The sequence below is a fragment of the Paenibacillus sp. ACRSA genome, from assembly GCF_022346845.1.
Classification (GTDB): Bacteria; Bacillota; Bacilli; order Paenibacillales; family Paenibacillaceae; genus Paenibacillus.
Genome location: NZ_JAKRNP010000002.1, coordinates 763,425 through 776,520 on the forward strand (window position 1 = coordinate 763,425; position 13,096 = coordinate 776,520).

A 13,096-nucleotide genomic window follows, 5' to 3' on the forward strand; every position below is an offset into this window, starting at 1 on the left:
AAAAAAAAGCAGGACGTCTGACTTAGTTCTCACTAAACTCAAACGTTCTGCTTCATGTTTTATTTATTTGTATTCAGTTTCATACTCCATATTCTTAACCGATTATTCTTCCGTGTCTTCATCCTTCTCCAACACGCAGCGGAACCGCTCAACGCCTGGATATAACTCGCCAAGGCTGTACACGACAAATCCACAATTCCGATAGAACTCGACAGCCTCCTGATCCGTTTCTGCAATCAAACGATCCGGATTATGTTTCTCCAGAAGCTGTGCGATCATTCCACGTCCATAATTTTTGAAGCGATTCTCAGGCAATACGGCAATATGCTTAATCGTCACTTCATCTGCTCCTGTGTGAATATAACCGAGTAAGCCAATGAGCTGCCCCTCGCCTTCATACCCTTCAAGATGCAATGCATCGCTCTCCGTATATTGTTGAATAGCTTGATTCAAATGTTCAGGTTCAGGAAAGACCGAATAGGCCAATAACTCTTGTACCTCAGGCTCCTGAATTCGTGATTTCAAATTAATTAACAACGTTCATTCCTCCTGTATCTTGCTTGTATCCGTTATCGTATTGTAGTCGTTACCCATGCAAAGTTCAAGTTATAAGCTGATGGTCAGTGTTCCAGTTCCAATAAAAATAAATATAAAAACGATCATTAGAACAATAGCACTCGTAACAAGTAGTTTGCCTGTGTCCTTCTTATACGGATGATCATTAAACAGCATAACTCCACCTATGGTCATGGCGATTGGAGGAAAGAAAATCGTTATGACGACGAGTAGCACAATAGCAAATCGGTCCAATATGGGGTTGTAATCCTCCGTCATATGTGAGCGCTCTGGCTGAGCTGTTTTGGTGGCCACCAGATTGCCGCAGGATTTACACTTGAATTCATCTGCTCCCATAGGTTTCTCACAATAGGAACAAACTCTACTGATACGCGACATGTCGCACACCTCCTTTCAATGTGTTTACTTCCCTTCAGGAACGGAGCGTTTAATCGTTTGATCTAAGAACGTATGAAGAGCAGCTACATAGCTGGAACGATCCACCTGGAAGGCTGTTCCGTGTCCTGCACCCGGAATCGTCAGTAGCTGCTTCTCCGTTGGACATGCATCATGAAGTCGGTATACCATCTCTGTGGGCACAAACGTATCTGCTTCTCCATGTATAAATAACACTGGCACCTTTACCTGGGCAAGCTGTTTTAGAGCAGACGCTTCAGTGAAGGAATAACCGGCCTTCCATTTGGATATGAGACTGGTCACGGGAATAAAGGGGAATGGCGGCAATTTGTAAAGCTGCCTAAGCTGAAAGGTAAGCTCTTCTTGAACCGAAGTATAAGCGCAGTCTGATATAATGGATTTCACTTGTGCTGGGAGCTTCTCTCCCCCCGTCATAACCACAGTGGCTCCCCCCATCGATATGCCATGTAATACAATCTCTGCTTTGGTTCCAATCTTCGTAATAACCCAATCAATCCATTGTATGTAGTCCAACCGATCCAACCAGCCAAAACCGATCATATTCCCTTCACTTTCACCATGAGCTCGGTCATCAGGCATAAGTACGTTATACCCTCGCTGCTCGGCATAAAAACGTGCAAAGCCAGCCATTTCTCTCCCTCTTCCTGAATATCCATGAGCCAAAATTACCGTTTGGTGTGATCCCATGGCTGAAGGAAGCCAAGTCCCATGTAACTGAAGTCCATCATGAGATTGTATACGTACCTTCATTCCATGCTGTTGATCCAACCACTTTAGATCAGCCGCACTACTAATCAATTCATTGTCAGGTTCAGGCATTAAATTCGGGTTATCCACCAGAAACGATTTGGGCGTGCGCCGAATTGCTGTTTTGAAGAAGTATAGTCCCCCTACCCAGGTTGCTATGAGCACGAGTAGAATTAAAATTAAAATAGCTATTCCAAAATATAGAGTTAACATGGCCTCTCCTTCTCTCCATCGTTGCAACCTACATCGTACCTATGCTAGGCGCAAAAACAGGTTTGCAGTCCCGACTTCCGCCAAGACTACAAACCCTTCAGATGACTTTTTCTAGTGCAGAGCACGCTTCTTGATATGCTGGCATCAATTGATCGAGTAGCGGTTCTGCCTTAATCGTCTCACCTTGCTTCGCTAATTGCTCAATGCGTGCAAAGAGGGTGGAACAGTACTCAATCCCTAAGCTGAGACTTCCAGATTTCAGATCATGAGCCACCTCTGCAGCAGCCAGATGATCACCCGAAACGATATGTCTACGCAGCACCTCAATTTTGCCTGGTGTCTCCGACCGATACATGTCTAGCAGCATCTCCAGCAGTGTCTGGTCACCTTCACTATTTAATTCAGCGATCTCATTAACAATACTCATATTTAGTATTTCACGATGCTCCGATGTGTTCTGCCATTTCTCAATAACTTTGCCTAATGCTTCAAGGGTAAATGGTTTACCAATAAAGTCGTTCATTCCAGCAGCAAGACACTTGTCCTTCTCTCCGTCCAGCACATTACCTGTCATTGCAATGATCGGAATTGCATGCCGCATTTCATCCTGTTCCATAGCTCGGATCTTGCGCGTCGCTTCAAGCCCATCCATGATCGGCATCATATTATCCATCAGAATCAAACTATATTTCTTGCTAAGATAGGCAGCCACAGCTTCTTCACCATTGGTGACAGAATCGACCTCAGTGATTCCCAGTTTTTTGAGTTGCATCAGCACGACTTGACGGTTAATGACGTTATCATCCGCTAAGAGAATAGGCAGCGAGGCCTCAGGCACAGTTTCTAAGGATTGACTAGCGGAGGAAGCAGTATCTGGAGAGGCGTCTGCTTGATTGGTAGCTGTCTTCTCTAGCAATAGCTCAAACCAAAAGGTAGACCCTTTCCCTTCTATACTATGCACACCGATATCACCGTCCATTAGCAAAACTAAAGACTTACAGATGGACAGCCCCAGCCCTGTGCCTTCGTATTCTTTTGCACGTCCTCGTTCTGTCTGAGCGTAGGGTCTAAACAAGTTTTGCAGATCTTCTTCGGCGATGCCAATCCCCGTATCCTCCACCTCAAATCGAATCCGCTGAGCACGCTCATTGTCATTCATCAGTTTCGCACGAATACGCACTGAACCCTGTAGTGTGAACTTGTTAGCATTCTGAATTAGATTAATGAGCACCTGCGTAATTCGCGTCGAATCTCCTTGTAAAATGGAAGAAATCCTTGGATCACAATCAATGATTAACTCATTTCCATTTTTTTGAATCTTCGGTTCGAGTAAACGCACGATATATTTAAGAATGGATTGCAAATCGACTTCTCCAATTTCAAGTTTCAACTGTTTTGCTTCTAACTTGGACATGTCCAGTAGGTCTTGAATTAACTTAAGCAGAAGTTTGGCAGCTTCCTGAATGACATCTACCGAATTGCGCTGTTCCTCGGACAAAGGAGATAATTGCAATAACTCAGCCATGCCAAGTATTCCATTTAACGGAGTTCGAAAATCGTGACTAATTACGGCAATAAATGAACTCTTAGATTCCCCCGCTGCAACCGCCTCTTCGCGTGCTGCTTCCAAACTGACGTTATTCTTCGCAAGCTTGCGCTGCAAGGTAACCAGTTCATTGTTCATTTGTGAGAATTCGCCAAGTACACGCTCTTCATCTTCCTTACTACGAATAATCTGATCCGATAGCTGTTCAATCGTTCTCCGTAGCTTGTCATTCGTCTCATTCTCATGGGACATCACATCACCCCTCTCCTAATCACTCATCATTTCTATGTGATCCGTAATCGTCCCGTTCTTTAGTAGAGTCTCCGCCACCGCAACGGCTTCATCTGCTCCCTGAGCATATCCGTCGGCACCAATCGTTTTCCATAGATCTTGATCAATATTAAAAGGATATCCCCCGACCAGAATCTTCACATGTGCAGTAGCAGGGCTACTACGAATCATCTGAATTAACTCTTTGGCAAGATGAAGATGATACGTCATTGTAACTGAAATAGCAACTACGTCACCTTTGTGCCGCTGAATCGCTTCTACTAAACTACCATTCGGAACATTTGCTCCGAGATAATACGTATCCCAGCCTTCCATTTCAAAAACATCGGTAAGCATGCGTAAGCCAATCTCGTGTTGCTCACTACCTACACATGCTGCTACTAACTTCTTCCCATGACCTGCTTCAACTAACCAACGTGGATAGAGTAAGGATATACACGCTTGAGTTGCAGCAGTACAGAAGTGTTCTTGAGCCACACTGATCTGGCTTATTTGCCATAATCGTCCGATCTCATACTGAACAGGTTGAAAAATGTATTGATATATATCACGTATGCTTGCTCCGCCCTCAAGCTCCGTTTCAACGATGTGATAAGCTTCTCTGCGCTTGCTATCAAGCAAAGCACTTAAATAGGCCTGCGCAGCCTTACCGTACGGGAGAGAATCATAAATATACCCCTGCACAGATTCCCGCTGATGAATCTGATGTACACCCATCTCCAAGTAGTCAAGAACAAGATCCTTGGACGTGTTGTCGAATTCTTCCTCCAGCGTTTCTCTAATCAATCTCAGATTAACAGCCAAATCTTCGGAGGAAACATTGTATCCAGCTAACAACGTTTTTAACCACGAGATGTAATGGGTAAATAGATTGGGACTCTTAACGAGTACACTCTCCGCCAGATAATTCAAGCTATATTGTGAATCCTGTTTCGTACGCATACGCCCATTTTCACCAAAGCGTTGAATCAGATCCGGCTGCAGCAAATATTGCTTGTCTGTAACTTTATCAGCTAGTTCACCCGCTGACTGTAACAGTTGCTCACCAGCCTCTTGATGTGTCATATTACTTATCCCCCTTCTTGCAGCGATTTCATCTCAATCCAAATGCTAAAATACCGCCTAAGAGATTGTGTTCAACATCGGGTTACCCGTACTAGGAACATATGAAATTCGAACACGACTCTATAATTGGTTTGATATCGATCAGCGCTTGATTGGGAACGTTCTCTATTGTACATGAATTCAATAGAACATAATTAGTGTTAGATCGTCACTTGCTGACAATTTTCCTATAATATGAAGAATACTGCAAGTCATTTAGCTAGTGTGTGCCTGTTATATCGCTCACGAAAAAACCGACTTGCGTTCATGAACGCAAGTCGGTTTTACCTTCTGCAGCAAGTCCCAGCTTCTTCAGCAGTCGAATTGCCGCCGCTTTCTCTGAAGGCTCCAATCCGTCTACTGCATCAATAATAACTTGGTGATGCTGAGGAAAAATTTGTGTGAAGAGTTGTCGCCCCTCTTCTGTAAGTTCTGCATAAATTACACGCCGATCTTCTTTGGAAGCTCTGCGAACCAGAAGATTTTTATTCTGCAATTTATCGACGACGTATGTGATATTACCGCTAGACATTAGAACCTTCTCCCCAATTTTCTGTAGAGCCTGGGGGCCTTTGTGATATAACAGATCAAGTACGCCGAATTCGGTTGTATTAAGCCCATGACTCTGAATATCACGATTGGATTTGGATGTAACGGAATTGTATGCTCGGACGAGAACTACAAATAGTTGTAAAGAAAGTTCCCGATTGTCCTCTATGTTCGGCATTTCTATAATCCTCCATCAATTGTTTACATTTCATTTCGTCCTATACACGGGGAGAAGACAGCTGTTCCCATTCCTCACGCAGCATTCCCATACGAATAGAATCGTAGTGCTTCCCCTCCACAATACGGCATTTACGCATTCTTCCTTCGACCTGCAATCCCGCCTTGGTCGCTGCTCGCATCATTCGTTCATTACCTGACCAAGTCGTTAATCCGACTCTTGCAATCGGCAAATGGTTAAACAAATGGCTTGACCAGAGCTGAAGTGCACGGGTGCCAACCCCCTTACTCCACGTCGTAGAACGATAAAGAACAATTCCCATCTCAAGCCATAACGATTGTTGATGCTCCCAATAATAAGAGATTGTGCCGATAATCTGACCATTTACTTCAACGATTCGCATGGAGATTGGATTAGAACTGGTCTCTGATGCTTCGATCCACTTCATTATACCTTGACTGTACTGAGTATAGCTCTCATGCTCAAGCGGATAATAAGGAGCATCCCATTGCTTCCATTCCGGAACTTCTTCACTATATATAAGTTGATAAAGCTCCGGTAGATCTGCCTCTTCTATGCACCGAAGCACAAGGTCACCTTCAATGATCGGAGTTTCCTTCATTTGAATTACCCCCTCATTCCTTAATTGGATCGATGGAGTTCATCAATACTACCGTCTTCCTTCGCTAATATGACGATATTCGCCATGTTAATGAATAAGCCGTTATCCACTACACCTGGAAGCATATTTAACTTAATGTTCAATTCGGGAGCCTGCTCAATCGCTTCCATCCGACAGTCAGCAATCAAATTTCCATTGTCTGTCAGATAACGCTCATCACCATTCATGCGCCATTCTGGAGAACAGCCCATACTTTCTAGCGCCTTGAACGTCCATTCAGAAGCAAAAGGAACAACCTCTACCGGCAATGGGAATCGGCCTAGCTTGTCTACTGCTTTACTGCCATCGGCTACAATAATAAGTTGATTGCTGTTCGCTGCAACAATCTTCTCACGCAAGAGAGCACCGCCGCCCCCTTTAATGAGATTAAAATCTGGATCAACCTCGTCGGCGCCATCAATCGTAATATCCAGCCGTCCGATCCGATCGAAGGGAATGATCGGAATGCCCCATTCTCTGGCAAGCTTGTCCGATGCTTCAGACGTAGCTACAGCTTGAATTTGCAAGCCATCACGTACACGCTCACCTAACTTACAAATCGCATAGTAAGCTGTAGAGCCTGTACCTAGCCCCACCTTCATTCCATCTTGGATGTATTCTGCCGCCCGCTCTGCTGCAATTTGTTTCAGATTCATCTAGAATAAACCCCCGCCTGTTTATGAATTTGAGAAATGCATACTGTATTTATTATAGATAAAACCGCTTCCGATGTATATCCATCCTTGTAAGCAAACCAAAAACGGATAGTTCATAATCCATTCCAATTGATAAATGCAAGGTAGACTTCCCAAATATGATATTTAGTATGTTTTTCATACTTACATGATGTTTTTTATCTCTTATTGTTATAGAATACATAATGAAACTAAAAAATGGGAATTATTCCGAAGTTTTAGTCCTTTGTACCTATGTATTTATTGCCATGTCCATAAATGTGTAGAATATTAAAAAAGTTTTAACAAAACTATTCAATTTAACGACATTTTATACGACATATTATAGGTAGATGTGTTTTAATAATTAGACACCTATGGATCATGGGTACTAAAAATTCGTATTTACGACCAAAAAACCCAAGACCATGGTCGCATACATAACTTTGGAGGGGATCTACCAATGGCCTAGTTGGCTGGAATCATGCAAGAACAAAGGGTTGTTAATCAAACAGAGATCAGGAGTGGAGTTTTGTGAAATCATTTAGTTGGAAAAGCATGTCTTTTTTCTCGAAAAATCTATTACTTTCATTCACCAACATCGTCATTATTGGAGTGGCACTAATTGCCAGCAGCTATTACTTCCAAAAGACAGTGCTTGTGGATCAATTGCATGGACAAGTTGCAGTAATTACACAGAAATGGGCTGAGGGAATTAATCCATCAGAGGTCGAGGCAGCCATTGCGGAAGGCAGCTATGACGGAACCGTACAAGCTAAACTGCGAGCTTACTTTGATGAAATGCAAGAATACTATCCTAATATTGCCCAAGCCTATATTTTCGGCGTTGAACTTGATGGGGAAAATCAGCGTAATACATCCCTAGTCGCGATGCCAACCAATCTCAGAGAAGCTTTTCAAAGCGATAACGTAAACATTGGCGATATGTATGAGCAACCGGTTGTGGTAGCAAATGCATTGAAAGAAATGTTAAATACAGATCGCCCAACCTTTACTACATTTTATAAAGATGACTTTGGAACATGGACTACCATCGCTTATCCAATCAAGGATAGCAACGGCAAAATCTTCTCCTATTTCGCGATTGATGCGGATGCATCTGCTGTACCTGCCGGACTGAGCTCACTGCTCAAAAACGGTATCATCATTTTGGTGGCCTTTTTACTTCTATTCCTAATCATTCAATATCTCGTTGTCAAAAACACACTATCCCCTATTCGTCACTTAATCAAAGGAATTGATGACGTTAGCCGGGGTAATTTGAATGTCAACATTCCGACAGGTAAAGACGATCTCGGACTTGTTAACGAGAAGTTCAATACCATGGTTCGCAAAATTAATGACACGATCGTCAAAGTACAGATGACTTCTCATGAGGTAAACCAGTCTGCCAAAGAACTGTATGAAGTCTCGGAGAAAAACAGTGATCATGCGGATACGATTAACATCAATGTATCTCAGATCGCATCTAATATTCGTGCACAAGAACAAGCAACAATTGATAGTGCACGCGCAATGGCAGAGATGGCTACAGTTATTCAAACGATTGCTAGTAGTTCAGCGAACGTGGCTGATGAAGCTTATGAGATGGAGCGTCGTTCCCAGCAAGGTAACACAGTCGTTCGTCAGGTCTCTGAACAAATGACTCTGATTACCGAATCGGTTAAAAATACAGCATCGGCTATTAATGTACTTGAAAGTCGTTCGCAAGAAATCGGAGATATCCTAAATATCATCTCTGGTATTTCCAGTCAGACCAACCTGCTCGCACTGAATGCGTCCATTGAGGCAGCACGTGTCGGTGAAGAAGGTCGTGGTTTCGCTGTTGTAGCGGGTGAAGTTCGTAAACTTGCTGAACAGTCCGAAGAATCAACTAGACAGATCTCTGTGTTAATTGAAGAAATTCAAGCCGAAATCAAACAAGCTGTTCGTGCAATGGAACAAGGTACAGCCGAGGTTGACACAGGCCTTGATGTAGCTGATCAAACGGGGCAATTGTTTGAAGAAATCCTGGAAGCAGCTAAGAAAGTTTCCAACCAGATTCAAGAGGTGTCCAGTGCTACGCAAGAGATATCTGCGGGTACTGAAGAGATGACTGCAACGGCTGATGATCTATCATCCAGCGTAAGCAAGACTGCTGATAGCAGTGAACGGATCTCTTCTTCGGTTGATGAACAAAAAGGTTCACTGATTACGCTTGTAGATTCTTCCAACCGACTGAGCAGCATGTCTGAAGAGCTGCAAGAATTAATTTCTCACTTTAATGTAACCAAGGGCTAAGAATACAGGAATATTATAATTTTTTGAATTGGACAAAGGAGGAAAAACTGAAGTGATTGATAATCATTCTTCATCAGCTCATATTATGGAAACTGAATTGCCGGTACTTCAGATTCCGCTGGATTTCGGACGTCGTCAGCAATCATTCGTTTATGAATCAACGCATATTCCTTTACAGCCTGCCTTGAGTCGTGAAATCACACAAAAATTCGGCTCAGCATTGACTCACCCTGCTCTCTTATCCACGTACGCCGCCTTGTTATTCCGACTATCAGGCGAACAGGAGCTAGCCATAGGCACACTAGCTCCTGAGCACGCGGCTGCTAACGTGATACTGCAGATCCATGGGAAAATGACCTTCCGGGAATTGATTGAACAAATCTCAGAGCAACTTCTGAACAACAATACCACTCATCCTGGGGCATACCCTGAAACGATTTTTATGCACAACAGTGTGCAATTGCCTCAAGCTCCGCAAATATTAAACTGGAACATCCGCGATGATCGCGGCCAGTTTATCCTTGATTCGTTCTATGATGCTTCCCTGCTAAATGAGGCAACCATCATGAGATATGCGGAGTATTTTGAGACACTGCTACTCGCTATGATCCGCAATACGGACAAGTCTATTGGCTCCGTTGATATTTTATCTGCCTCTGATCGACTGTTGTACCGTGAGATGAACGATACTGCTGTTCTAGAGCCTGAACATCAAACGATCCATGGTTGGTTCGAAGCTGTTGCGGCCGAGTATCCTAATTCACCTGCAATCACGTCACTTTCAGGGAAATATACGTATCGAGAATTGAATGAACGTTCTAATCAAGTGGCTCGAGTTCTTCAGTCAAACGGTTTACAAAAAGGGGAATTTGTCAGCATCTTCATGGAAAGAAGCCTAGAGACGATCATCTCCATTCTGGGTATTCTTAAAGCCGGGGGGGTGTATGTTCCTATTGACCCTGAGCATCCACAAGAACGCAATAGCTACATCGTAGAAGATACAGCTTCATCCTTTGTCCTAACGAAAGATTCTTCCTTTAATGAAGCTTCACGCCTATTCTCGGGCATCACAACCGTGCGTCAAATTTTATCGGTAGATGGTCGCCTGGCAGGATTTGCAGCAAGCAACCCTAATATCGATGTTCAGCCGGATGACTTAGCCTATATCATCTATACTTCGGGCTCTACAGGTAAACCAAAAGGTGCGCTCGTAGCTCATCGTGGTGTAACGAACCTTGGTAGTGTCGTTCAGCGAGATTGTGATATTATGCCTAGTGATGTGCTGACCCAGTTTGCTACATACAGCTTCGATGCCTCCGTATGGGATACGATTGGCGCCCTGTTCTACGGTGCTGAGCTTTATCTTCTATCTGCGGAAGAACGTGTATCCGTTGAGGATTTTGCTGCTGCAATCGAACGTACAGGCACAACGATTATTACGATTCTGCCTACGATCTTCTTCAACCAGCTTGCCTCCTATCTGTCCGATGAAGGTTTCCATAAGCTGGCTAAAGTCAAAATAATTACTGTTGCGGGCGAAGCACTATATGGCGAACAAGTCCGTGCATTCCAGCGTAAATTTGGCAACCAGATTGACATCGTCAATGTATATGGCCCTACTGAATGTACAGTAGCAACGACGACACATCGAATCAGCGAGCAAGTTCCTGATCATGTCGTTAATATGCCAATTGGTAAGCCAATTCATAACTACAAAGTTTACATCGTGAATGAAGAACAACAGCTCTGCCCGGTTGGAGTGCCTGGTGAGGTATACATCTCCACCCCGGCTCTGGCTAAGGGATATCTGAATCAACCAGAACGTACTGCTCAAGCCTTTATTGAGAATCCATTTGCGATGGATGAAAAAATCTATAGATCTGGTGATATTGCCAAATTGCTAGACAATGGATTAATAGAATATGTGGGACGTAGCGATTCGCAGTTGAAAATTCGTGGTCATCGGATTGAGATTGGCGAAATCGAGGATCATTTTGCACGTTTAGAACAGATACAGGATGTCGCGGTAATCCCTAAAAAAGAATCAGACGGACAAAATATGCTCGTCGGTTACTTTACCTCCGTGGATGGTAGCACACTATCTGTTGAAGAGATCAAAGCGCAGCTTGCTGTTAAGCTCCCTTCGTATTTTGTGCCGAAATGGATCTGCCAATTGGATGAAATGCCAATTGCGCCAACAGGTAAAATCAATCGCAAAGTGATGGTTGCTCTCCCTCATGAAGAACGTCATGAGAATCGTGCGGAACGTGTACCGCCTGCAACTGAAACTGAGACAATTATTTTGAACGCCTGGAAAGAAATCCTTCAACACGATGACTTCGGTGTCGAAGATAGTTTCTTCACCATCGGTGGAGACTCTCTACGGGTCATTCACGTGCTTGTTCTACTGAAGCCTCACTATCCACTGTTGAAGATTGCCGACTTCTTCGCGGAGAAAACGATTCGCGCACTGGCACGTCGAGTGGAGAAATTAGCGCTAGTTACAGAACAGTCAGAGTCGGCTTCTTCCGGGACAAGTGGTCTGATCACCCAACTATCCGAGCATCCTGTTGAGCTTGCTACACAGATCGGGTACCCGGAAATTCTCAAGCCAGAACATGTTCTCCTAACAGGTGCTACAGGTTACTTAGGTTCTCATGTGCTTCAGCAATTAATCCTGCACTCTGATACGAAAATTTACACATTGGTTCGTCGTCCATCGGATGGAACAACAGCTATGCAACGATTAAGTAATGTGATGCAGGGGTATTTCGGAAATGAACTGGCGCTTCAATTGCAATCTCGCGTTGAGATTATTGAAGGAGATCTAGAGCAGCCGAACCTTGGGTTGACTAGTGAACAAAAGACTTATATCCAAGCCACAATTGATCGCGTGATTCACTGTGCGGCAGATGTGCGACACTTTGGGGATGCAGCTCAATTCGCGAAAACGAATGTAGAAGGAACTGTAGCACTGTTGGATCTGATTCGCAGCAAACCAGGTGCCTCCTTCCATCATGTGTCCACGATGGGAATTCCAGAAGATCTAGCGCTTAGCGGTCAATGGGAATCTTCATTGCAATATGATCATTTCCCAGCCGATTTGCATGTGGAGAACGTGTACTCTGACAGTAAACTTGAAGCTGAAAAAGTGCTTATGCTTGCAGCAGAGGAAGGCGTACCAGTAAGTATCTATCGAGCTGGAAACCTGACATGCCATTCGAAAACAGGACGTTTCCAGTCCAATATTGACAGCAATGCCTTCTACCGCATGATTAAAGCGATGTTGTTGCTCGGCAAAGCTCCTGCTGCGGATTGGATGGTGGACTTCACTCCAATTGATTACGCAAGCGAAGCGATTGTACATCTGGCATTACGCGAAGACACTGCTGGCCGTGTGTTCCACATCTGTAATCCAGAGTCAATTCGTTATGATGAATTGATCCATTCAATTAATCGTGCTGGTTATGAAGTTGAGACGGTTCCTTTTGCCGAATATACGCGGTGGTTGTTTGATGCTAGCATTAGTAAAGATGCCGAGGCGCTTCAACTGGCTATCGCTCAGCTTGAAGGGGACGGTGCGAAGGACTCAGCGTACGTATATGCCTCTCCTGTTACAACGGCTTATGTACAACCTGCAGGCATTTCTTGTCCTAAAGCCGATGATCGTTTTATTTTGAACATGCTTGAGCATGCAGTTGCGATTGGATACTTCCCTGCAGCAATCAAGCCAACATTCGGCACTTCTCCAACACTGGAGTAGATCTGTTCAGCATTTTATCTTTCATAAGAGGCCCCTGTTCCACTAACGGAACAGGGGCCTCTTATATTATTCCAAC

General features: G+C 43.9%; 10 protein-coding genes. 2 read left to right on the forward strand and 8 right to left on the reverse strand.

The genetic code is table 11. The annotated features are described in order from the left end of the window. Positions 1 to 102: 102 nt before the first annotated feature. The 8 genes from MH215_RS08400 to rpiA all read right to left on the reverse strand — a co-directional run bounded on the left by MH215_RS08400 (position 103) and on the right by rpiA (position 6,938). Positions 103 to 537, reverse strand: coding sequence for a GNAT family N-acetyltransferase (locus tag MH215_RS08400; protein WP_056700438.1), 435 nt, complete (start codon positions 535 to 537; stop codon positions 103 to 105). A 69-nt stretch (positions 538 to 606) separates the two neighbouring features. Beyond that, positions 607 to 954, reverse strand: a complete 348-nt coding sequence (locus MH215_RS08405) for a hypothetical protein (RefSeq protein ID WP_239289614.1) — start codon at positions 952 to 954, stop codon at positions 607 to 609. A 24-nt stretch (positions 955 to 978) separates the two neighbouring features. Further along, entirely contained in the window at positions 979 to 1,953 is a 975-nt protein-coding gene (locus MH215_RS08410; protein WP_239289616.1) for an alpha/beta hydrolase, read from the reverse strand. Between the two features lie 97 nt (positions 1,954 to 2,050). Continuing rightward, on the reverse strand, positions 2,051 to 3,751 hold the full coding sequence (locus MH215_RS08415; RefSeq protein ID WP_239289886.1) for an ATP-binding protein: 1,701 nt from the start codon (positions 3,749 to 3,751) through the stop codon (positions 2,051 to 2,053). Between the two features lie 15 nt (positions 3,752 to 3,766). Beyond that, positions 3,767 to 4,855 (reverse strand): cobalamin B12-binding domain-containing protein, encoded by a 1,089-nt coding sequence (locus tag MH215_RS08420; protein ID WP_239289618.1) that lies wholly within the window; start codon positions 4,853 to 4,855, stop codon positions 3,767 to 3,769. 304 nt (positions 4,856 to 5,159) lie between these two features. After that, on the reverse strand, positions 5,160 to 5,621 hold the full coding sequence (locus MH215_RS08425) for a MarR family winged helix-turn-helix transcriptional regulator (protein WP_056700428.1): 462 nt from the start codon (positions 5,619 to 5,621) through the stop codon (positions 5,160 to 5,162). 40 nt (positions 5,622 to 5,661) lie between these two features. Beyond that, positions 5,662 to 6,243 carry a GNAT family N-acetyltransferase gene (locus MH215_RS08430; RefSeq protein WP_239289620.1) on the reverse strand — a complete coding sequence of 194 codons (582 nt, stop codon included), beginning with the start codon at positions 6,241 to 6,243 and terminating at the stop codon, positions 5,662 to 5,664. Positions 6,244 to 6,263: 20 nt separating this feature from the next. Then, positions 6,264 to 6,938 carry a ribose-5-phosphate isomerase RpiA gene (gene rpiA, locus MH215_RS08435; RefSeq protein WP_239289622.1) on the reverse strand — a complete coding sequence of 225 codons (675 nt, stop codon included), beginning with the start codon at positions 6,936 to 6,938 and terminating at the stop codon, positions 6,264 to 6,266. Between the two features lie 576 nt (positions 6,939 to 7,514). Between rpiA and MH215_RS08440 the strand changes: the two genes are divergently transcribed. Continuing rightward, entirely contained in the window at positions 7,515 to 9,257 is a 1,743-nt protein-coding gene (locus MH215_RS08440; RefSeq protein ID WP_239289887.1) for a methyl-accepting chemotaxis protein, read from the forward strand. 85 nt (positions 9,258 to 9,342) lie between these two features. Further along, the gene (locus tag MH215_RS08445; RefSeq protein WP_275446055.1) at positions 9,343 to 13,020 is read left to right on the forward strand and encodes a non-ribosomal peptide synthetase; all 3,678 of its coding nucleotides are present in this window, start codon (positions 9,343 to 9,345) and stop codon (positions 13,018 to 13,020) included. The last annotated feature ends 76 nt before the right edge of the window (positions 13,021 to 13,096 follow it).

Bases quoted from the DNA above. Each gene is read 5' to 3' on its own strand.
- MH215_RS08445 (WP_275446055.1), top strand. From the start codon at position 9,343: ATGGAAACTGAATTGCCGGTACTTCAGATTCCGCTGGATTTCGGACGT.
- MH215_RS08425 (WP_056700428.1), bottom strand. From the start codon at position 5,621: ATGCCGAACATAGAGGACAATCGGGAACTTTCTTTACAACTATTTGTA.
- MH215_RS08405 (WP_239289614.1), bottom strand. From the start codon at position 954: ATGTCGCGTATCAGTAGAGTTTGTTCCTATTGTGAGAAACCTATGGGA.
- MH215_RS08410 (WP_239289616.1), bottom strand. From the start codon at position 1,953: ATGTTAACTCTATATTTTGGAATAGCTATTTTAATTTTAATTCTACTC.
- rpiA (WP_239289622.1), bottom strand. From the start codon at position 6,938: ATGAATCTGAAACAAATTGCAGCAGAGCGGGCGGCAGAATACATCCAA.
- MH215_RS08430 (WP_239289620.1), bottom strand. From the start codon at position 6,243: ATGAAGGAAACTCCGATCATTGAAGGTGACCTTGTGCTTCGGTGCATA.
- MH215_RS08415 (WP_239289886.1), bottom strand. From the start codon at position 3,751: ATGTCCCATGAGAATGAGACGAATGACAAGCTACGGAGAACGATTGAA.
- MH215_RS08420 (WP_239289618.1), bottom strand. From the start codon at position 4,855: ATGACACATCAAGAGGCTGGTGAGCAACTGTTACAGTCAGCGGGTGAA.
- MH215_RS08440 (WP_239289887.1), top strand. From the start codon at position 7,515: ATGTCTTTTTTCTCGAAAAATCTATTACTTTCATTCACCAACATCGTC.